The sequence below is a fragment of the Aureispira sp. CCB-QB1 genome (assembly GCF_000724545.1).
Taxonomy (GTDB): Bacteria; Bacteroidota; Bacteroidia; order Chitinophagales; family Saprospiraceae; genus Aureispira.
The window spans coordinates 76,307-99,387 of the sequence record NZ_JHBV01000032.1; the positions used below are offsets into that span (position 1 = coordinate 76,307).

Here is a 23,081-nt window from a genome sequence, read left to right on the forward strand (position 1 = left end):
ATAATGAAACCGTATACTATTACAATAACAGGAATTGATGGTTGTGGAAAAAGCACTGTTATTCATCAATTGATCAAAAAACAAAAAGAAGTTCCAGAAGCCTATCAAGTATTGGCATGTACTAATTTTCACGATACGCCCAATGCTCCTTTTTCTGAGTTGTCTCAAGGCATGGATGCCTTATCCCAATATGCTGATATTCGAAAAGATCCAACGATTAAGTATGTTGCTTTATATTTAAAAATGACCTTGTTTGGGGCAATAGAGCAATTTTTTGCTGATTATTATCAACCCAATGTGTTAATTACAGAACGCCATCCACTAGTAGGGAGTTTGGTTTATGGTAATTTATACCTACAAATGAACTCCAAATTGAATCTACAAGAAAATTCTACTTGGAATGAATCATTGTTAGAAGAACAACAAATTCCTTGGGCAAGTATTTTACATTGGTTTAAATTAGAAAATAAACGGCTTGGAAGAAGGATAGATTTTTGGGAATTGCCAGCATACTTAGTAAAAATTCAGCAACAGCAACTTTCAGAACTAATTCCTTCTTTAGCAACTCTTTTTAGAACAACCTTACCGCAAAAGATCATTCATTTCCAAATTGAAGAAAATATTGCTGCTACAAGAGTAGGGCAACACAAACCCAAAGAAATACATGAAAGTGAACAGCATTTGATATATCTTCATCAAGCTTATTTAAAGGCATTAAAATATATGGAAAAACAAGGTGTAGCAGTAACTTATTTAGTGGTACAAGGGAAAGATCCCAATGACCTGATGAACGATGTATGGAGAGCAATTTATCCATAATTGTTTTGTTAATGGATGGCAATTAAAAGTAAGGTCAAAATCTAAATTTTGACCTTCTATAATTTAAGAGTTCAGAGTTTTTATGTGTGATTATTAGTGCTGTATGAATATTGCTGAAAGCTAGGAAATAAGCAAATTATTACTTGGTGATAAAAAAGTATCTATGCATCGGCTTGTGCTGCTAGTAAGTAGTCTTTTATTTCTTGATAACCTTTATTTTCTGCAATGCTCATGGCTGTTTCTCCTGTGTACATTTTTGTTGTAATAAAAGCACCATTTTCAACGAGTAGTTTTGTCAAGGCTAAATTTCCTCTGTAAACCGCAGAATGCAGCGCTGTGGCATTTTGCATTTGAGCAATGTTAGGATTTGCACCAGCTTTGAGTAAAATCGTACAGAGTTCGTAGTTTTCTTTGGCAACAGCCGATTGTAAAGGTGTGACTCTAGAAACGTTCTTGGCAGCAAGATTGACATCGGCACCATATTCAATCAGTAGTTTTGCAATTTCTGTTTGATGGAATAGAGCGGCTAAGCATAAAGGAGGATAACCATCTTGAGAAAGAGCATTAATTCCTTTAGATTTATACTGTCGTAGATGCTCTTTTACCGCATCAATTTTACCACAAACAATCGCTTCGTGAAACGATAAGGTTTTTTTCAAGGCAAGTGCTTGCTCTAGAGCTTTGTCTAACTGATTATACGCAATAATCATCAGCCCTGAGCTACCATAATAATCTCTAAAGTTTAAAATTTCAGGATTAGAGTGAATCAATGAAATGACTTTGTCAGTATCCTTGTTTTTGCTGTGTGATTTAAGTACTTGAATCATATGCTTTATTTTTGAGGTGAGGACAAATAAGCTGTAAAAAAGTACTTTCTCTAGCAGTTAGTCAAAGACTTTTTTACAAATAAAATTATGTTGCGAGACTTGCATTCGATTAATGATCAATGTGTTGTTGGTAAGGGAATATATTGCTTGTATTCGTCTAGATTCTTGGATGCTCTTTCTATTCAAAAAAAGAAAGTAGTAATTCATGTTAAGGCTTTAGGTCTATTCTTTGAGTAGTGAAAGACATTTCCAACAGATAGTGGCTGAATGATAACCAATACGTTTGTGTGAGGTTTAAGGGTATAAGTATAATCTGATTTAAACCAATTATAACTTGATACTTAACTTAATTTACCTTTAAGCTAAAAGATTACCAAAAGTTACAAAAAAAAATCTACATAAACAACTTATTGTTAGTGAATTGTGTGTAATTTAAACTAAAAAATTAAATATGCCTAATTATAGAATAGCAAGTTTTATCACAAAAAAAGCGGCAAGACTCGATGAATCCTAGTTTTAGGAAAAAAATGGAAGCAGTTCAACGATTCGTAGACACCGCTTAATTTTTGTTGGTTGGTAGTTGTTTGTAAAACAGATCTTTAGATAGCGTAGCAGTAGCGAGCGTAATGTGCCGTACAAAAAAAAGAGTTGTATGCATCACAGAATGATTGCATACAACTCACTATAAATTGAATAAATGATCGTTTTTTTAGCGTCCTACATAGACCAATAAAATAGATACATCAGCAGGAGAAACACCACTAATACGACTTGCTTGACCAATAGTTGCAGGCTGCAACTGATTCAACTTCTCCACGGCTTCGGAAGAAAGCCCTTTGATGGTTGAGTAGTCAATGTCATATAAGCGCACATTTTCTAAGCGATTAATTTTTTCAACTTGATCTTTTTCTTTGCGAATGTATCCCTCGTACTTCAAATTAATTTCAGCACAGTCTACAAATTCTTGCTCAAATTGCTGCATGAATTTTTCTACTTTAGGAATAGCTTTCATAAAGTCTTTGATGCTGAGATTTGGGCGCAAAAGAATTTTATGCATTTTCATTTTTTGACGCAGAGGAGCAGAGCCTTTTTCTGCCAATACTTGATCAATATCAGATGGATCTATACTCGTATTATGAATAAATTCAGCAATTTTCTCATAAGCAGCCTCCTTTTCTCTCACACGTTTTAGGCGATCTTTCACATCAATACCTAGTTGATCTGCCAACGGTGTCAATCGAGTATCTGCATTGTCTTGGCGCAAGAGAATGCGATGTTCGGCACGAGACGTGAACATACGGTAAGGTTCTTTTGTCCCCTTGTTGATTAAATCATCAATCAAAACACCAATATAAGCCTCTGAACGTTTTAAAACAAAAGGTTCTTGGTCGTGTATTTTTAGATGTGCATTGATTCCCGCCATTAGACCTTGAGCAGCCGCTTCTTCGTAACCTGTTGTTCCATTAATTTGCCCTGCAAAGAATAAGTTTTTCACTAGGCGAGTTTCCAAAGAAACTTTGAGTTGTGTGGGCTGGAAAAAGTCGTATTCAATAGCATAGCCAGGGCGGAACATTTTGGCATTTTCAAAGCCAGGAATCAATTGCAAAGCTTTGTATTGCACATCTTCAGGCAAAGAGCTAGAAAAGCCATTTACATAAACTTCGCAAGTATCCCAACCTTCAGGCTCTACAAATAATTGATGGCGTTCTTTGTCCGCAAAACGTTCAATTTTATCCTCAATAGAAGGGCAGTAACGAGGACCAATACCTTGTATCCGTCCCGTAAACATAGGAGATTTATCGAATCCTGTTTTTAGGATTTCGTGCACTTGCTTGTTGGTGTAAGTAATGTGGCAAGGACGTTGTTTTTCTAATTTGGGTGTATCGGTAAATGAAAACTTGCCAACAGGTTCGTCTCCATGCTGCACCTCCATCACATCCCAGTTGATGGTACGTCCATCGACACGTGCAGGAGTACCTGTTTTCATGCGATCTGCCTCAAAACCTAACTCTATCAATTGAGCAGTAATACCTGTTGAAGCTCGTTCGCCAGCACGTCCAGCACTTATTTTTCGCTCGCCAATATGGATAATACCATTTAGAAATGTTCCATTGGTTAGAATAACCGTTTTGGCAGGAATTTCTAAACCTAAAGAAGTGCGCACTCCTTTTACAACACCATTTTTGACAACAAGACCAACGACCATTTCTTGCCAAAAAGAAATATTGGGATTGGATTCTAGCATCATACGCCATTTTTCGGCAAAACGCATTCGGTCACTTTGAGCACGAGGACTCCACATGGCAGGACCTTTGGATAAGTTTAGCATGCGAAATTGGATCATGGTATGATCGGTTACAATTCCCGAATAGCCACCTAAAGCATCAATTTCACGTACAATTTGCCCTTTGGCAACACCACCCATAGCAGGATTGCAAGACATTTTGGCAATGGTTTCCATATTCATGGTTGCTAACAACACCTTGGAACCCATATTGGCAGCTGCTGTTGCTGCTTCGCAGCCTGCATGTCCTCCACCTACAACAATTACATCATATTCTGGAAACATAGTATTTTTAAAATTGTTGGTTTGAGGTTTTGGAAAGCCCCCAAACAGATTAATAGTGACGCAAAGATACAACATTCTACTACTCTATGCAATTTTTTTAATTATAGGAGTGTATGGTTATATCTTATAGAGCATCAATTATATCTGAATCAGAGAAAATGACAATCCGATGATTTTAGAGTGGTTTGAAAGCTATTATTTTCGATTGGGAATAGGAATGTTATTTGAGGTAGACGATGTACTTCTCGTAACTTTTGCTGTTATCAATCGTTATTATTATTAAAAAAAATAAAGATGCAACTATCTCAAATAAAGTTTACCTTACTCTTACTGATTTGTTTTGTATCCAATAGCCAAGCACAAGAAAACCTACCGTTGTGGTTTGAAGAATTGGATTTTGAGAAGAATGTCAATCGCTGGTATAAAGTTCAAGAATATGGTGAAAAAACCTACCATAATGCTTTGTATGTAAATGCCCAAAAAGATTTTCGTCTCGTTGCAGAGTTCGATTCTAAAAATCGAATGATGGATTCCAAATGGGGGCTGTCTTGGGGGCGAAAAGATGCCTATAAATATTATCATTTTGAAATCAACAATCAAAAAGAATTTAGAATAGGGTATCAGCTACACGGAAAATTCAATGTTATAGAGCCTTGGGTTCGAAAAAGTAAGCTTATTGCAACTGATTATAATACCCTTGAAGTTCGAAAGCAAGGGGGAAATTTACTCTTTTTTATCAATAATAAAGTTGTGTATAAGGTGCCTTATCGACCTTTTGAGCAAACGGGGGTTGCCTTAAAAAGTACGTCAAGAGAAATTATTTTTAAGCGTTTGGCTATTTACCAAGATATGGGCGAGATCAATTTGGTAAAAGGAGGGGATGCTGTAGAGGGAACTCAACCACAGAACTTGGGGCGAGAGGTGAATAGTGAGTATGTTGATAAATCGCCAACGATAAGCCCAGATGGTAAAACTTTGTATTTTGTCCGAGAAGATGCTAAAGATGGTTTTGGAGCGCAAGATATTTACTTTAGCACTCGTTCAGAAGATGGAGTATGGTCAAAAGCAGTGAACATTGGTCGTCCATTGAACAATCAGGGCAATAATTTTGTCAATGCTGTAATGCCAGATAACAACACCTTAATGACCATCAATAGTTATGGACGAACAAGTATGGATGAAGTGTTGGCGTTTACATATAGAACAAAAGACGGTTGGTCAATTCCTAAGCGAAAAGCCATTCAGAGACTACAGCATGTTGGTAGATGGGTTTCTTTTGATTTGGCAGCGGATGGCAAAACCATTGTCTTTTCGATGAAACGACCAGATACCTATGGAGGAAGGGATTTGTATGTTTCATTTTTGCTACCTGATGGTAACTTTTCTACACCCAAAAATTTAGGACCAACACTGAACACTCCTGGAAATGAACACTGTCCTTTTTTAGCAGCGGATGGTAAAACCTTGTATTTTGATACGGATGGACACCCTGGTTATGGAGGGCGTGATATTTTTATGGCCAAGCGACTGGACGATTCATGGACTAATTGGGAGGTGCCTCAAAATTTAGGTCCAACCATCAATACTAAAGGAGCGGATGAAGGGCTTGTTATTCCTGCTTCGGGAGAGTATGCCTATTTTGTTTCAGACAAAAAATCTTATGGAGGGTATGATATTTATAGTTTAAAAATGCCAGAAGCTTTACGACCTGAGCCAACGGCACTAATAACGGGATATGTGATCAACTGCTTTGATCAAAAGGGTATTCCTACTAGCATAAAAGTTTTTAAAGAAGGTGTTTTGGTAGAAGATGCTTATGCTCGAACCAACCCCATTAATGGCGAATTTAAATTGGCTTTAGTTGGCGGTTTTAATTATAAAATAGTGGCTACATATAATGCTGAGCTAGAAGAGAGCAATCAAGATACCATACAAATTGATTTAACTAACTTAGAAAAATACGAGGAAAGAGAACTAGATCCTATTTGCTTTCGACCTAAGAAAAAGCCTGGAGAACCTGTAAAAGTGCCCATTAGGGCACAGCATATTCCTACGTTTAAAAGTGTTTATTTTGATCATGACAAGTCTATCTTGACCAATATAGCCAAAGCTGAGTTAGATAAAATGGCAGATACACTCCAATTTTATCCAACTATAGCGGTAGAAGTATTGGGGCATACAGATAGCAATGGTTCCAATCGTTACAACTGGACTTTGGCAATACGCCGTGCGTCAACTGTCATGAAGTATTTAGAGAAAAAAGGAATTGCTTCTGATCGTTTTGCTTTTAAAGGGTTTGGAGAAACACAACCTGTTGAATCCAATGCTACCAATAATGGTCGTGCCTCCAATCGTCGAGTGGAGTTTAGAGTTATCAAAGAGTTTTCTGAAATGTCCAATCGTTGAGGTACTGTCCAATCTGCTCTGTTAGGAACAAAAGCATCGTTTTATGTTGAGTTGTTAGTGTTTTTGCGCAACAAGGAATAATTCGGGCAAATTAGATAATTCTCTTTGTTCTTTGATAAAAAAGCCTGATTGTTGGATGGATTGTTGTAATTTTATTTTAGTATAAAAGTTCGTAGTTGGCATGATTCCTAATTTTAGGAGTACTGTCATAAAGATTCGAGGAAGACTTCTTTTTTCGCCTAAACAGGCTGTGGAGGATATGAATATGCCATTGGGTTTTAATAAGGTATATATTTTTTTTAGTGTTTTTTTTGTATCTGGAACATAATGTAATACATTAAATGCTAATATTATATCAAAAGAATTGTTTTTAAATCTTTGGTCGAAAAGATCTGTATATAAGAAACTTATCTTTTGGGGGATATTATTAGATTTATCTTGAGCTATTTTTATCATCTTCTCTGAAGTGTCAATCGCTACTATATCTTGTGCGGCTTTTGCCAATTCAATACTTATCAGACCAGAACCGCACCCAAAATCTAGAACTGTGTCTGATTTATTGAGGTATGAAGTGGTACGATGAATTATTTGCAAGCCTATTTTTCCTATTTTGTCACTAGAATGGCTAGAGACTCTATTCCAGAAATTTTCAGATGAATACATTTTAACATTTTTAGGTAAATAAATAAGAATGGAAAAATACCTATTTACAAATGTAAAGTTGACTCTAATGCAGTAGAAAGTACTTGCAGAGCAAGATTTCTTATCTAAAGTCAATAAATTTTGAGGCAAACATAAAAATAACCAATAATTCTATCAGTAGAATTATTGGTTATCATTTGTTAAGGTGTTATTTGGTTTTTTTATCTATATGTCTACGTCCTTGTTGGGTAAATTTGTTGTTGTTGAAGGAGGGGTAGGATCTTTTTGTGTTTCTGTAAAAAACATTCCAAAAATACCACCCATGATACCCCCCATAATATGAGCATATTCAGAAACCATGTTTTCTTGCATACTATGAATGACCTCTTGCCCAATAAAAAATAAAGCGACTAGTATAAATGTTAGTGGAATACTCCCTTTTCTTACGTCTGCAAAGGATACTAATACAATAAACATAAATACAATTCCACTTGCCCCTAACAAACCTGTACTAAACAACAAGATTTGCAAAAAACCAGTTACTAGAGCCGTTAAAATCATCATTAAGAGAATTTTTCGACTACCATATTTTTCCTCCATAATTGGGGCAATTAATAAGAAAATCGACATATTTCCCATGATGTGGGCTTGATTAGCATGTCCCATTGTATAGGTTAGCAGTCGGACATAGTTGAGTGGATTTGCCCAATCAAAATTTCCAGGTAACATAAAAAAGGCAGAAGTGATTCGCCCTACTTCATTAGGACCTGTACCCACCGATGCAATTAAATCAATTAGATAAACACCGATGCAGATGAGAGAGAAGGTGAGTACGACAGGAGAGTTATATCTTATTTTTAAAGCCATATTTTGATTGTATTATAAGTTCTTACAGTTCGGTTTTGGAGTGATTGTTTACAAGTTCTTGCACTAAGAACTATTTTTGTTTTTTATGATATGGTATCATCTTTAACCCAATTATGGTTAAAACAATTCACAATAAAAGATAGTTTAGCATATTTTAACGAATTAGCTAAGTAGTGTTGATTTATGCTTAATCCTCTACTTCGATATCTACATTTTCCCCAACATCTATATTTTCTTTTGAGGCGGATAAGCTTTGAGTTAATTTTTGTACCAATTGAAATTCTTTTAAGAAAACAGATGCAATCACTCTAATGATAGTATAAGCTGGAATGGCAACAACCATACCTGTTATACCTCCTAATTTAGCTCCAACGACCACCACAATAAAAATCTCCAAAGGATGAGCGGACACGCTATTAGAAAAAATATACGGTTGCAATACAAAACCATCTAAAATTTGCATCGAAGCAAATACCCCCATTACTTTTAAAATCATAGGCAAAGTAACCATATAGAAGGACATATCTAGGTTGGAACTAATGATTACGAGCATTCCAAATAAAGTTCCTATGATAGGACCTAAGTAGGGAATAACATTAACAATAGCGGCAAAAAAGGCAATTAAGAACGCATTGGGAATGTTGAAGAAAGAGAGCAATACGGTAACGTAAAGTGTAATAAGTGTTATTTGTAACAAAATGCCACTAAAATAGCGTGTCAACAAGCGCTTTATTTGCGAAAGTGCTGTATCTGCTTCATCTTTTTGCTGATTGGGAACAATGGCTTTTAAGACACGTCCAAATAATTGTTCGTCCTTCAAGAAGAAAAAGGCAATGAATGTGACAGAGGTCATCAATACCATAAAATTGCCAAAGAAAGAGAACATGTATAGCAAGGTTCTAGTAATAATTTGAGAGGGGCTAACATACTCAAACATTTTTTTTCTTAACTGTTCAGAAGGGGTGTCAGAAGGTGTAATAACCACTGTTGTGTCTACAGGAACCATTGGCTCAACATTTAGAGCTATCTTTAAGTGAACGTGTGTTTGGGGGATTGTATCACCATTGGCTAGAATTAGAGAGTCAATGTGTACATTGGTATAAGTTTTTATATTGGAAGGGGAGGCAGGCGCTGTTGTGGTTGGAATAGAGTCCACGGGGACTTCTATTAAGTTGGTAGAATCGGCATAAGTCGATAATTCCCCTCCAGAGAGACCTTTGACAATCAACCAATCATTGAAATGAGCAATAGGTTCTTCTAAACTTGTGACGATGGCTGTGTAATCTACTTCTGCTAAGTTTTGTCCTTGTTTGACGATTACAGGAACAAAGATATAGAAGAGCAGTCCAAAAATGCCATAAAAAAGGAATAGGACAATTAAGGCACGAATACTATTCGGGATTTCCCATCCCCTGTACCGAATACGCCCCATTAACTTCATCAAGGGAGAGCCTAGTAAGGAGATAACCCAGGCCAATACTACCCAAGTAAAAATATCACTAAAGTAATAAATGATTAAGCAAGCAATCGTTATAGAAAGCAATGCGCCAATATAGCGGGAATATTTTCGAATGATTGGTTGCATATGGTATTAACGATACAAGATGATGAATAATGAAATGAGTTTGCAGATCAAGTAGAATGCTTAATTCTCTTCTTAAAAGTAATACTTTGTTTGATGAATCACAACTATGTTGTCGTTAAGTAACATGCTGAACTAAAGAATTCTACAAATGCTTTTGGGAGCGATTATTTTAGGTCTGTATTAATTGATTCAAAAAATGACTTTCAGCCTGTTTTAAGTCCAAAGAAGGCACTTTTGTTTTAATTTTTTGAATATTTTTTAATTGTTGCTGCACAAATTTTTGATGACTACTAGAGCTCGGATTAAAAGATTTGTGTTGTATGGCTTTGTGCAACTTATAAATATTTTTCCTTAAAGACGCTTCTTCTGGTGCTAAATAACTTTGACCAAATGCTTCCCAAATGTACTCAATGGCCAAAGAACTAGGATGGATTAAGTCATCAGTATAATAACGATAATCTCGCAAGTCATCCATCATAATTTCATAGGCAGGAAAATAATGTATAAAACGTGCTTTCTGTACCATTTCTTGTACAGCCAATAACAACGTTGATTTGCTTATTTGGTTTTCGGTAAAACCATCTTTTAAATGTCGGATAGGACTGACAGTAAGAATGATATTAAGGTCTGGTGTGTTTTCTTTTAGATATTCTAACAAAGGACCTAAGCTGCTTACAATTTCGTCAACAGTTAAGCGTCTTCTTTTAAATCTATTGGCAGGAAACTTATGGCAATTGCTCACCACTTTTTGAGTTTTTCTAAGCTCATAAACCCAAGCTGTACCCAAAGTTATAAGTAAGGTGTTGCTTCTTTTTAAGCGAGTTCTTGCTTTTATTAATTCGATGTTAATCCGTTCAAGTGTTTCCTCAATTGTGGTTGATGAAAATGAGCTGTGATGTTGAAAACTATTCCAAAGACCATTGTGAAAGAACAAATCCTCTTCTTGAAACTCATACTTGTTTAGAAGTAAGCCCAAACTATTGCGAATAGAAATGGGGTTGTATAGAGTGCCAAAAGGATTAATAGAAATATTATAGAAAATATTCTGCAACTTTTGAGCTATATTTTGAGCAAAACAAGAGCCAATGGATAACAAGTAATCTTGATACTGTATCTTAAAAGCAGCAGGTTCTAATTCAATTGTTGTTTTATGTTTTATCATTTTGTATAAAAACTAGCCATGCCCGAAACGCATCGAATACCAAACAGTAATACGATCAATAATCCACAAAGTATTAGGCGAATAAAATGTTGTTAAAAAAATCGATTGAACTAGCCCAACCAATTTAAAATTGTTTCTGTTTTATAGAGTTATAAGCGAGTAGCTAGATAAGCAAAAAATGGCAGAACTATTAAATTATAAAAGCCTTTTGTTATCTTTGTGCGCATTTATTAAGTGTTTTGTTAGATGCTTTTAACATTTTAGAATATTTACAAGATAAGAATTCACACCATAATTTTGGAAAGGGACAAAGATAATCCCTATTTATACACATAGAAAAATGAACATGAATTTTATTAAGACAATACAGGTGAGTGTATTGGTAATCTGCTTTTTGGCAGGTTATACAACACAAGCACAAGACTTATTTAAACCCAAATTTGGTTTGAGGGCAGGAGCAAGTTTTGCAACAATGTTTGGTCCCAAAGAGAATGGAGTAGACGAAACCAATAAATTAACTGTTCGAGTTTCGGCAGGAGGGACGGTTAAGTTGCCCTTGCATGAGCGTTTTGGATTGGCTGCCGAAGTAGTTTTTGTGCAGAAGGGAACCTACTATAGTGCATCCGCCGAAAATTCTTTCTTGAAACTACCTGCTTACGGAACAGAGCAAGCCTTGATTTATGGTTACAATAAAATAGGGAGTAGCTATGAAAAAAGAACGGATAAAAACTATAAGCGTCGTGTCGGTATGAATATTATCAATGCGTATATAGAAGTTCCTGTCATGTTTTACTTCGAGGCATTAGACGATCGATTGCAATTTGACGTAGGGGCTGGAATAGGTTTCTTAATTGATTCAAAAGCATTGGGAACAATCAAGTTTGGTGATGCTGATATTTTAAATGCAGATAATCCAGACATTTCTCAATTTATAGAAATGGACTTGGATTATAAAATGATCAAGGACGAAATTGGTGCTGTGTATGACAATACAGCAAAGTCTGCCAAAATTGATGGTACAACACGTTATTATCCTAGAGGACCAAGTGCCTACTACTTTACAGATGTAGAAGACAAAGCTAACGAACATATATTTAAGACAGTTGACTTAACTCTTCAAGCTGGTGTTTCTTATTACTTCACGCCAGGTCTTCGATTAGGACTAAGATTTAGTTATAGTTTATTAGATATTACGACCAACAAATACGACTACTCTCTAAAAGATTTGAATAGTGATGGTTCGTATATTCAGAGAAATGATATTGATGGAAATCTAGGGTTTCAACTATTTGTCGGGTTACAATTTTAAATTGTATTTCTATTCCCATTTTTGCAAAGCCAATGAGAAACGCTCTCATTGGCTTTGTTGTTTGGTGATGTTCTTAGAGATAGGTGTGTTCAATTGATTATTAGATGTTGTTGGTGGATTTTTAGTTTTAGTTGATTGATATATAGTTGGTTATGAGGTTGTTGGAAACTATAGGTGAAAAGGTACAGGAATAACCCAAACTTAAAAAATGTAAAAATAAGGAGAAATTATATATTTAAAGGCTAATAAACCAAGGAGAAAAATGAATTTTGCCATCTTTTTTTGAACAAAAAACTCAAAACTTTGTTTATGTTAATGTACTTTTGCGAGACCAAAATCAATTAATTATTAAAGAAAAACAGAAACAATCAATGTTGAAAAAATTAAAAAAGACACTAAGCAAGGAAATTAAGAGTCGTTATGAAAAGATGGAGAGTCGCTATTTGGGACTTGAAAATCGAATTTATACTACTATCGAAGATCGATTAACGCTTTTAGAATCTAAATTTGATGAGTTGAGTGTTTTGATCAAAGAAGAGGTTCGCAATCGCAAAGAACGTAACGAAGACAAAATCGAAGAAATTGAAGCTGATTTGGAAGAAGAAGGAGTAGCATTTTCAGAAACTGTTGAGGAAGTTAAAGAGATCATTGATGAAACTATTAAAGATACTAAAGAGAAGGTCAAGGGGGCTAAGAAAACGGTTGATGTAAAAGTGAAAGAGGCAAAGGAAATGGTTAGCAGCAAGCTGAAGAAGGGAAAGAAAGTAAAAGAAAAAGTGGAAAAGAAAGTTGACAAAAAAGTCAAAAAAGCAGCAGGAAAGGTAAAAGAAGTTGCAGAACAATTGGAGAATGATGACTTAACAGTGTTAAAAGGTCTTGGAGAAAAAATGGCCGAAAAACTAAAAGCTGAAGGCATTACAACATTCCAGCAGTTGGCAGATTTGAAGCAAGTTGATATTGTCAACTTAGATAAAAAAATCAAAAGCTTTGCCGCTCGTTGTGTTCGTTATGAATGGAGAAAACAAGCTAGTGAACAATAAGTATAGCAATTAATCAAAAGATTAGGCAAATTATTGAGAATCACTCTGGAATTTTATTCTAGAGTGATTTTTTGTTCAATGCCTTTCTGATTTTTGAAATACTTTAAAAAGTAATAAAAGGAGTAAGATAGAAAGGCTTATAATTCCAATTAAAAAACTCCAAGAACGTTTTTTTTCAATAGGACTAGCATTCCCAATAGAAATAAAACTTGCCCAGTAAGTAGGATGTCCCGATATTTCATCTGTTTTGGATAAGAATGTTAGTTTGGCTTGTTGCAAAGCAGCAGGTTTGTTCATTCCTATAGCTAAATTAGAGTAGAAAGTTTCGATAAGAGCAGCACTAGTAAAGTCATTGACCTCCCAAAGTGTTGTGACAACGCTTGGGGCACCAGCATACAAAAATGCCCGTGCTAGACTCAAAACACCCTCTCCTCGAATAGCTTTACCGAATCCAGTCTCGCAAGCACTAAGAACGACCAAGTCGGCATTTAGCGCTAAATTGTGAATTTCGTAAGCATAGAGAGCGGCATTGTCTTTATTACTTGTATCTGAGGAAGCAAAAGAAAGCATGGAGCGCATAGGATGTTCCATGTTGACAATTCCATGTGTCGCTAAGTGGATGATACTAAATTTATTAGAAACTCTTTTAAATAAGTACTTATTGGCCTCTTCTCCATAATAATACTCTCCATCAAAAATAGCTTTAATAGCATTCAGCTCTTTTTGAGTCCAAGGCAAGCTATCTTGATTAGTGGCAAACTGAATAGATGGCGCAAACCCTAAACATTTTCCATTGTTTTGACCTTGTTTGTCCTGTGTATTATTGATCCATAGTGTCGATGAATAATTATAGTTAATACTGTATCTATTTAGGATAAAAGCTAATTCTTTGTAGTCTCTATCTTGCATTTTGTGTTCTTCTGGACGCTTTTCTATCAAGACCTCAAAAGGAATATAATTGAGCATTCCATCTGGAATAATTGTGATTTCTTCAACAAGATCGGTAGGTGAAATGAGTGGTGCAAAAAACTCTAAGTAGAATTTATGCGAAGCAGCAATTAGCGCTTGATAAGCCCATTGTGGATGCTCTCCAATCATGTCATAGTTAGTTAAAGCACTTCTTAAATTGTATACCAGTTGCTCATAATTTTGAGGAATGAGAATTTGGAAAAACTCTTTTTTGTGAGGTGCAATCTTAAAAACATAAATGTAATCATCTCCTACAAAATATTCTAAGAGTACGTGTTTGGGTTGGAGTAATTGAGATTGAACTTCATCCGTAGATGTAATTTTAGCTTCGTATTTTAAACGATAGTAGGTTGGGTATTGGCGTTCCAATTCAAAAATCAGAGAATCATAAGATTGTTTTGTTTTTAGATAAGCTTTGTCAAATTCTTGATTATCTTTCGCATTTCTATTCTTATAATTAGAATAATAAGCGAGTTGATTGCGCAACGTAGATTCTAACTCTAATAATTGAGGAGGGATATTACTACTACCACGAGCAAGATTATTTTGTAACCCCTGAAGCAGGGCAAATGTTTTACTGTATTCTGTCACCTCAAAAGCTTGATCCAAATATTTTGCGTCTTCACTTTGTTGATACATAAGATATAGGGCAGTAATCGCACCCTCGTAAACGGGGAGAGAATATTTCTTAAGTTCTTGTCGAGCTTGTATCGAGCTAAAATTGTTTCGTAATGAGTTAATGACCTCAATCCCTTGGCGATAAGTTTCAATAGCAAACTTTAGATCTTTAATACGATGTCTTTCTCTATAGAGTTGCTGAATTAGTTTGGCTTTTTGCTCTAAAGCACCAAGCCATGCAATATTACGAGACAAATCTTGAGTAGAAGGATTGGTATAAATATTAATTGTTTGGTCGTACAAACTAGGACAAACTGTTGCAAGTGCTCTTTGGATGTACAAAAGTGCTTGCCTATATTCTTTAGCTCTATGATAAAAATCAGCCAATCCCATATAGCTGCTATAGAGTTGTTGTTCAAGTGTTCTATTACGATTTTCTTTGTCAATCGAAAAATCTAATTGTCGAGAATTCGAGCGTTGGTTAACCCTTGATTCATTAATTAAGTATGCCTCATCTTGTTTGGTTTCTAACGCTTTCATCAAATAACTAAATTCCTTGTCAGGAAATTCTTGCAAACGATAAATATTGGCTATTTTTTCATAAATATTCGTAACAGAATAATGGGTTAAGCCCAATTGTTGCTGATTGATTTTTAATGCTTTTTGATAAAAAAACAACGTAGAATCATACGCTTTTTGATTGAGGTAATAATTTCCTATTTCTAAAAAAACAGGAGCGAGTTTTAGATGATTACGACCCAAATTTGTTTCATAGATTTTTCTAGATTGTTTGAGTTGCTCCAATTCATTATTGCTTTCTTTTAACGTTCGAAAACAAAGTGCCAAGGCCAACCGCACTTCGGCAATTTCTAAACTTTCTTTGTGTTTTAGTTTTTCAAATATCAGCAGAGCATATTCATAATAAGATAAAGCTTTTGCCAAAGAACCATTGTTTCTATAACGATTGGCCAAGAGATAGTAGCTCTTAGCCACTTCTACGTGTTCTGCTCCTAAGACATTGAGTTGAATTTTGAGTGCTTTTTCAAGGCATTTTAATTCTCGATCATAGATGTTCATGACTCGATAATAAATGGCAATATCAATATAAGAAGAGGCAATTTGCAGATGGTTGTTATCAAATAATGTATTGCGGATTTCAAATGTCTTTTGATGATAGGACAGTCCTTTGTGATAATCCTTTTGTGTTTCATAAAAGAAATTGCCAATCGCTTGATAGGTATTTGCTGTTTGATAGTGCATTTTTCCAATTGTCTGCAATTGAATATCGAGCGCTTTATTTAGATATTCTAATTCTTTTTGAATTGGTGTACCATCTATATTAATATGGACAAAATCTTTGTTAGAAAAACCACGATAACAACGACCTATGTAGTAATAAGAAAGAGCAACTTTTTGATGTATGTCACCGTGTAGATTTTTGCGAATTTTAAGTGCTGCTTCGTGATACTCCAAAGCTTTTTTGTAGTGAATCTTGGTTTCTATTCCTCTATCAGTTCTTAGAGTCGTAGAAATACTACTGTAGTAACGTCCCAACCCTTCATAAGCGTCTGCAATTAGGTTACTATCTATTTCAAAACTAGGGTCGATACTTTTTATTTCTGCAAGTTGTTGTAGTGCTTTTTCAAAGCCTTTGTTCTTTGCTTCCTCATAGAGTGCCAACTCAATATAAATGTTTCCAATACCATTGTAACAAATAGCATAGTAAGCAGGTAAGTTATTGTTTCGATAAAGGCGTGCAGCAAATTGGTAGGATTCCTTTGCTTCTACATATTGCATTTCTGCATAATACTTTTCGGCATCTAGGATATGTTTGTAAGCACGGGCTAATGTTTGCTCTACATCAGACTGAGCATAACCAACAGACAAGCAACCACTGAGGAATAAAAAGAGAATGCTTATGTATATTAGACGATTCATTTCTTATTTTATAAGTCACATGGGCTAAAGTAATGAGGGAGGGGAAAACGTGAAAATAGACGTACGTGGTACAAAACTAACAAAAACATTGTTTTTTTGTTTCAAAATTTGGTATTACACGCTTTTTATTTCTATTTTTAGAAATATCATACTTTTTCTTTGCAAGATTTTAAGTTTTTGGCAAAATATAAAAACTGAAAGGTACGCAAATAGTGTCAATATATCTAAGTATCAGACTATAAACCTATTCAATTAGTGGTTTTGAGTTGAATGAATTGCTTTTTTTAAGTATGATTTTAAAGTTTTTTGAAGAAGAAAGATGCATCACATATACTATTATAGGGGATAAATCAGCCCTAAAGATTAAACTTTTTTACGTCAAAATTCTTTATCATATTAGCGAAGAAGCAAAAACAAACATTCTCAGAGAGGTTGTGTGGATTTTAATCATGCTAATAAATAAAAAACACTAAGTAAGAGGTCAGAAAAAATAATAACAAAAAATGGAATTATTTTTTTGAACGATTACTTATATTGAATCATACAAATTTAGTCGTGATCTAATAGTAATGCTTATTTGGAAGCTTGATTGAACACAAAAAATACTATTGGGGCGATGTATAGTTTTTGCTATGAGGCTAACTTTATTACTCCGTTTAAACCACAAAATAGTTGTTCATGGAATAACCAACGGGGTATTTAAACTTCTAAGACTATTTTTTTTGAGACCCGATAAAAAAGATACATTTAACACATGGGAAGACCAACTTTGAGATTATACGATGGCTTTAGCCATACCTCTCCACACTTAAAAGATGACGTAAAAGAATTACAAACTCTATTAAAAGGCTTGGGGTACCGAATTCGCCCTGATGGTGAATTTGGAGCTTATACAGAAAATGTTGTTCGCTTGTTTCAAGCTTCAAAAGGGCTCGGTGCCGATGGAATTGTAGGACCGTATACATGGTCTTTGTTACTTAAAAAGCCATCGCCTAAAAACCCATCAACAACGTTTCAAACATCTTATTCTAAATGGGATAGAACCTTACTACAACAATTAGAAGAGTTAAAAAAGTACGAATACACCGTCAAGAAAGTAGCTGAAAAATATGGTATTCCTCCATCAATTATTGCTGGTTTAGGTTCTCGTGAATCTCACTGGGGATTGGCATTAACACCTCCTGGACCAGGAGGAACAGGGGATCATGGCCATGGACGAGGTTTGATGCAGGTCGATGATCGTTGGCATGTGCCGTTTATTCAATCGGGCAAATGGGCGGATGGAAGAGAAAATATTATATATGGTGGAGCTGTATTGAAGAACTGTATGTTGTATTTTGAGAAAAAAGCAGGCTGGGAGATGAGTTTTAAACTAATCAAAGCTGGAGTAGCAGGATATAATTGTGGTCCTAGACGTGCTTGGGATGGCTATAGAATGGGATATGGAGTAGATTATTATACGACAGGGAGAGACTATTCTAAAAATGTCATTGAGCGTGCTGGCTGGTTTCAGTTACACGGGTGGAAATAACTATTTGTTGCTGCTTATCAAGAGAAAAATAGATGCTATAAGAATTTAGCTAAATTTATAACAAGAGAGCCATCATTTTCAAAATGATGGCTCTTATTTTATCCACTTATCGAGCTAGAGTTACTTCTCCTCTCTTGGAAACACGTACCCCATAATCATCGTAATATTGGAGTAAATAAATATAAACCTCAGAAGCGGCAATTTGTCCCTTAAATTGCCCATCCCAAGGGGCATAATTGGCGTTGGTCTGATAGACGATTTGTCCCCAACGATTGTAAATTTCAAAATTAATAATTTCTAAATCACATTTTGTAACTGGACCAAATGTATCGTTAACACCATCGGCATTGGGCGTGAAAATATCAGGTATTCCTTCAAAGCAATCACATTCCTTGGTTGATACTTCTATTTCCTTTGTCTCACTTCCGCAAATATTGCTAACAGATACAGAATAAATACCTGCTTGTTGTACCCAAAAGGTAGGACTAGTAGAATTATCTTGCCAAGTGTAGGTTGTTGATGAGTGCATATGGGTGGCGTCCAATACAAAAGAACTGCCTTCACAGATCGTTGTTGGATAGTCGTCCCAATAAAAATCAGGCATAGAAGTATAACTCACAGAAATACTATCGGTACTAACACAGTTATCCAGAGTAACCGAAACGGCATAGATTCCACTCTGATTGATGGTGTAGTTGGGGTCCGTGCTCGCATCTTGCCAAAGATAAGTAGAATTATTTTGATAAACATCTAACGTTAAAAATTCTCCTTCGCACAAAGTAGTGTCCTTGCCCAAGTCAAGCGAGGGATAATCCGTAACGTAAACAAAGGCACTATCTGTTTGTGTACAGTTGTTTATAGATACAGTGACTGAATAAAGACCAGATGTAGAAGCGGTATATTGCGAAACAGTAGCATTGTCTTGCCAAACGTAACTAGCATTGCGGACTCTAGCATCCAAAATTGCATTATCTCCTCGACAAATATGTGTTGTATCTACCAAGTCTAAGCTTGAAAAATCTATATCTTCTGCCAAAGAAGCCGTCCCCAAGATATTACCAGGAATAATATTAGAACACTGTAAAACTCTTTGTGCAGGGTTTTGGTTGGGAACTTTGTAAACGTTCTTTCCCGAAAATGCATATAGTTCAGGAGAACAACCAATAGAGGCGAGCCCAAATACATTACTAAGTGAGTTGAAGCGACCTTTATTTTTAGTATTTGGGAAATTAGGTTTATTTAAATTCTTAATATCTATTTCTACTAACTTTGATCCATAAGGAACATGAACAACGGCTGATAAGTATAACTTGCCATTTAACAAAGCAATGTCTCCATCTGGGTCCACCCACAAACTAGTATTACCAATATGAGTGGCAGTTCCTCTGAATAAGTCAATCGTGTATATTCGATCCCCTTGTCCCATGGCATATAAAACACCTTTTTTGGAGAATGTTAAGGAATTTAGATAGACTGGAATATTATTAATTAAAGATATTGTTGCATCGATTCGGCTAATTTTGTATAGGTTATAATCATAACCTATACCATAGAGTATTTTACTGACAGGATTCATCGCAATATCAAGGAATACAGTATCTAATTTCCCAATGGTTCGAGCCCTACAAGTAGACACATCAATTAAGTACAAAGAATCTGGCGTATTAACATATGCTTGATTTTGAGCAAATAATTGAAAGTGAAAAATACTGAAAATAAAAAATAGTATTGATCTTATGAGTTGTGTCATTCGATAACTTAATTGAATAATGATAAAATAGGTATTGTATATAGGGGCAGTAGTAGTAGTACAAACTAAACTTATTGCATGATAATTAAAAAGATGGTATGCTTAAAAAACATTTGTAGCTGTTTCCCACGATAAAAAAATTATAAAATATATTATAATCAGTATGGTTAGCATTTTTTTTCTCAAAAAACACCATTCAAACAATATTGATTGGTTGGATTAAAATTTTAGGAGTATTGCATTTGGAGGCTATTATGGGGCATAATTATTATAGAGTTTTACCTAGCTTACTCAAAATATCTTGGAGAGATATAGAGAAGATAGACAAAAAATAGATGTTTTGCTGAAGAGAAAGGAAGAGGATGTCAAAAATAAGACATTTTATAGCAGCTTATCTTAAAAAGTAAGCGGCTTTTTTTATATTACAAGGTGATAGATTCAAACCACTATCTTATAACTTGTTACAAGTTTTTAGAGTGTGTTATAGAAGATATAGGTCATGATATTTTTTAATTATAATCGAATATAATAATAGTCCGATAAAACCATATGAACAACATCAGAAACAAACTCTATATATTTATTGAGGGAGTTGTTATTGATCATTAGTTTGATGTGGTTTTGTTTAAAGTTAGCAATAATGGACTACTAACGCAAGCAAGATGAAGCAAATAGATGTATTGGTAATTGGATCAGGAGTTGCAGGCTTAACTATTGCCATAAAAATGGCAGAGCGTCATCCCGACAAAAAAATTTGTGTTTTGACAAAAGCTACCAAGGAGGAAAGCAACACACGTTATGCACAAGGTGGAGTGGCTGCCGTTTGGAATTTTGATACAGATTCTTTCGACAAGCATATTGAAGATACGCTAGATGCAGGAGACGGTCTTTGTGATTTGAATGCTGTCAATATTGTTGTCAAAGAAGGTCCAACGAGAGTGCGAGAATTGATTGAGTGGGGGACGCGTTTTGACAAAAATTTAAGTGACTATGATTTGGGAAAAGAAGGTGGTCATTCAGAAAATCGAATTTTACACTTTAAGGATTTGACTGGTTGGGAGATTCAACGGGCTTTGAATGAAAAAGCAAAAAGTTATCCGAACCTTGAGTACTATGATCATTACTTTGCAATTGATTTAATTACACAGCACCACTTAGGTAAACAAGTTACTCGTATAACACCTAATATAGAGTGTTATGGAGCGTATGTATTGAACACTCAAAACAAGGAAATAGAAACATTTTTAGCCAAATTTACCGTTGTAGCTACTGGCGGAGCTGGACAGGTTTATAAGACAACGACAAACCCTAGTATCGCTACAGGAGATGGAATGGCAATGTTTTATAGAGCCAAAGGGCGCATGGAAAATATGGAGTTTGTACAATTTCATCCAACTTCTTTGTACAATCCTGTTGTTGAAAACCCTGCATTTTTGGTATCGGAGGCGGTGCGTGGCTTTGGAGCCATTCTCAAAACACCAGAAGGAGAGGAGTTTATGCACAAATATGATCCAAGAAAGTCTTTGGCACCTAGAGATATTGTGGCAAGAGCGATTGACAACGAAATGAAGATGCGAGGACAAGATTACATGATGTTGGACTGTTCTCATTTGGATAAAGATGCTTTTGTAGCTCATTTTCCAACGATTTATGATAAGTGTATTAGCCTTGGAATCGACCCAATGAAAGATTTAATTCCTGTGGTTCCAGCGGCACATTATATCTGTGGTGGTATTAAAACGGATGAAATGGGGCAGACTTCTATTCAAAACTTGTACGCTTGTGGAGAATGTAGTTGTACAGGCTTGCATGGGGCCAATCGACTAGCTTCCAATTCTTTGTTGGAAGGATTAGTTTATGCAGAACGGGTGGTGCAGGATATTTCAGGTCGTATTGATAATACAGAATTTCAGGCGGGGATTCCAGATTGGGATGCTACAGGCACAACAGACCCTAATGAGTTGGTCTTGATTACACAAAGTATCAAGGAGCTAAAAGAAATTATGAGTAGTTACGTGGGAATTGTTCGATCAAGTGTGCGTTTAAAAAGAGCCTTCGATCGCTTGCATATTTTGTACGAAGAAACAGAGCAACTGTATAGTACAACTACTATATCGCCGCAACTCTGTGAGTTGAGAAACTTAATTACAATTGCTTATATGATTACACGTTCAGCAGCTACTCGCAAAGAAAGTAGAGGTTTACACTATACCACTGATTACCCTGAAAAACAATCGTTTTTAGAAGTAACCTTGATGTAAAAACAATAAGCATGCAAACGTTAACCAAACTTTGGTATTTAGAACAATTTGATATTTTTAAAGTGCTCACTAAAACAGAATTAAAATTAGTGGCAGAAACTTCTATTCATAAGCCTTATAAGAAGGATGATCCAATTATGTTTCCTTTTAACTCTCAAAAAACAATTTACTTGTTGAAAGAAGGGGCTGTGAAAGTGGGTAATTACACCGAAAATGGAGAAGAAAACTTAAAATATCTCTTGAATTCTGGAAATATTTTTGGCGAATTGGCTTTAGCAGATGGGAATTCCAACGATTTTGTTGTTGCTGCCGAAAACTGCACCGTCTGCACTTTGCATATTGATGTGATTCAAAATATTATGTCAAAAAACAAGGCGTTTAATCGTGCAATGTACAAACTAATTGGTCTGAGGTTGCGAAAAGTAGAATTTCAAATTGCTCAAATTATATACAAAGACTCTACGACTAGAATTATTGACTTTCTTTTGGAGTTGGGCAAAGATTTTGGAAAACATAAGGATAATAGCTTAATTGTTAAGAAATTCTTGAACAATACAGAAATTGGTAAACTTACTTTTACTTCTCGTCAAACGGTTAGTAGTGTTTTGAACAAACTAAAACGTTCTGGAAATATAGACTATGACGACAAAACAATCAGAATTATTAACCTATAAAGCCGTTCGGTTGCTACAAACTAGAATCGTTTCTTACAAGAATCGGAGTATAAAAATTTTAGATTCGCAAAATGTATGCTTGCGGAGCAATTAATTGCTCTATTCCCAAAAGTT

Annotated in this window: 15 protein-coding genes; 7 read left to right on the forward strand and 8 right to left on the reverse strand. The window is 35.2% G+C overall.

The window, feature by feature from the left end:
• Nucleotides 1-3: 3 nt before the first annotated feature.
• Nucleotides 4-819, forward strand: a complete 816-nt coding sequence (locus CG11_RS17325) for a hypothetical protein (RefSeq protein ID WP_052598070.1) — start codon at nucleotides 4-6, stop codon at nucleotides 817-819.
• A gap of 161 nt (nucleotides 820-980) precedes the next feature.
• On the opposite strand, the gene CG11_RS17330 is transcribed toward CG11_RS17325, so the two are convergent.
• Together CG11_RS17330 and mnmG are read right to left on the reverse strand one after the other, a co-directional pair.
• On the reverse strand, nucleotides 981-1,646 hold the full coding sequence (locus tag CG11_RS17330; RefSeq protein ID WP_052598071.1) for an ankyrin repeat domain-containing protein: 666 nt from the start codon (nucleotides 1,644-1,646) through the stop codon (nucleotides 981-983).
• Nucleotides 1,647-2,355: 709 nt separating this feature from the next.
• Nucleotides 2,356-4,215, reverse strand: a complete 1,860-nt coding sequence (gene mnmG, locus CG11_RS17335; RefSeq protein ID WP_052598166.1) for a tRNA uridine-5-carboxymethylaminomethyl(34) synthesis enzyme MnmG — start codon at nucleotides 4,213-4,215, stop codon at nucleotides 2,356-2,358.
• A gap of 294 nt (nucleotides 4,216-4,509) precedes the next feature.
• On the opposite strand from mnmG, the gene CG11_RS17340 reads away from it, so the two are divergent.
• The gene (locus tag CG11_RS17340; RefSeq protein ID WP_052598072.1) at nucleotides 4,510-6,621 is read left to right on the forward strand and encodes an OmpA family protein; all 2,112 of its coding nucleotides are present in this window, start codon (nucleotides 4,510-4,512) and stop codon (nucleotides 6,619-6,621) included.
• Nucleotides 6,622-6,675: 54 nt separating this feature from the next.
• On the opposite strand, the gene CG11_RS17345 is transcribed toward CG11_RS17340, so the two are convergent.
• The 4 genes from CG11_RS17345 to CG11_RS17360 all read right to left on the reverse strand — a co-directional run bounded on the left by CG11_RS17345 (nucleotide 6,676) and on the right by CG11_RS17360 (nucleotide 10,877).
• Complete coding sequence (locus tag CG11_RS17345; RefSeq protein ID WP_052598073.1) at nucleotides 6,676-7,284, reverse strand: bifunctional 2-polyprenyl-6-hydroxyphenol methylase/3-demethylubiquinol 3-O-methyltransferase UbiG; 609 nt, start codon at nucleotides 7,282-7,284, stop codon at nucleotides 6,676-6,678.
• A gap of 204 nt (nucleotides 7,285-7,488) precedes the next feature.
• Nucleotides 7,489-8,130: a rhomboid family intramembrane serine protease gene (locus CG11_RS17350; RefSeq protein WP_063833137.1), complete on the reverse strand. Its 642-nt coding sequence runs from the start codon at nucleotides 8,128-8,130 to the stop codon at nucleotides 7,489-7,491.
• Between the two features lie 187 nt (nucleotides 8,131-8,317).
• Nucleotides 8,318-9,715, reverse strand: a complete 1,398-nt coding sequence (locus tag CG11_RS17355; protein WP_052598074.1) for an AI-2E family transporter — start codon at nucleotides 9,713-9,715, stop codon at nucleotides 8,318-8,320.
• Nucleotides 9,716-9,884: 169 nt separating this feature from the next.
• A complete protein-coding gene (locus CG11_RS17360; RefSeq protein ID WP_052598075.1) occupies nucleotides 9,885-10,877 on the reverse strand; it encodes a GSCFA domain-containing protein in 993 nt (330 codons plus the stop codon).
• 346 nt (nucleotides 10,878-11,223) lie between these two features.
• On the opposite strand from CG11_RS17360, the gene CG11_RS17365 reads away from it, so the two are divergent.
• Complete coding sequence (locus tag CG11_RS17365; RefSeq protein WP_052598076.1) at nucleotides 11,224-12,186, forward strand: outer membrane beta-barrel protein; 963 nt, start codon at nucleotides 11,224-11,226, stop codon at nucleotides 12,184-12,186.
• Nucleotides 12,187-12,557: 371 nt separating this feature from the next.
• A complete protein-coding gene (locus tag CG11_RS17370; protein ID WP_156039814.1) occupies nucleotides 12,558-13,226 on the forward strand; it encodes a hypothetical protein in 669 nt (222 codons plus the stop codon).
• Nucleotides 13,227-13,301: 75 nt separating this feature from the next.
• Here CG11_RS17370 and CG11_RS17375 read toward each other — a convergent pair whose 3' ends face one another.
• A complete protein-coding gene (locus CG11_RS17375; RefSeq protein WP_052598078.1) occupies nucleotides 13,302-16,751 on the reverse strand; it encodes a CHAT domain-containing tetratricopeptide repeat protein in 3,450 nt (1,149 codons plus the stop codon).
• Between the two features lie 754 nt (nucleotides 16,752-17,505).
• On the opposite strand from CG11_RS17375, the gene CG11_RS17380 reads away from it, so the two are divergent.
• A complete protein-coding gene (locus CG11_RS17380) occupies nucleotides 17,506-18,282 on the forward strand; it encodes a peptidoglycan-binding protein (RefSeq protein ID WP_052598079.1) in 777 nt (258 codons plus the stop codon).
• 106 nt (nucleotides 18,283-18,388) lie between these two features.
• Here the strand turns inward: CG11_RS17380 and CG11_RS17385 are convergent, their stop codons facing one another.
• Complete coding sequence (locus CG11_RS17385) at nucleotides 18,389-20,032, reverse strand: T9SS type B sorting domain-containing protein (RefSeq protein WP_052598080.1); 1,644 nt, start codon at nucleotides 20,030-20,032, stop codon at nucleotides 18,389-18,391.
• A gap of 662 nt (nucleotides 20,033-20,694) precedes the next feature.
• On the opposite strand from CG11_RS17385, the gene nadB reads away from it, so the two are divergent.
• Both nadB and CG11_RS17395 read left to right on the forward strand, forming a co-directional pair.
• Nucleotides 20,695-22,293 (forward strand): L-aspartate oxidase, encoded by a 1,599-nt coding sequence (nadB, locus tag CG11_RS17390; protein ID WP_052598081.1) that lies wholly within the window; start codon nucleotides 20,695-20,697, stop codon nucleotides 22,291-22,293.
• Nucleotides 22,294-22,304: 11 nt separating this feature from the next.
• Nucleotides 22,305-22,967 (forward strand): Crp/Fnr family transcriptional regulator, encoded by a 663-nt coding sequence (locus tag CG11_RS17395; RefSeq protein WP_052598082.1) that lies wholly within the window; start codon nucleotides 22,305-22,307, stop codon nucleotides 22,965-22,967.
• Nucleotides 22,968-23,081: the final 114 nt, after the last annotated feature.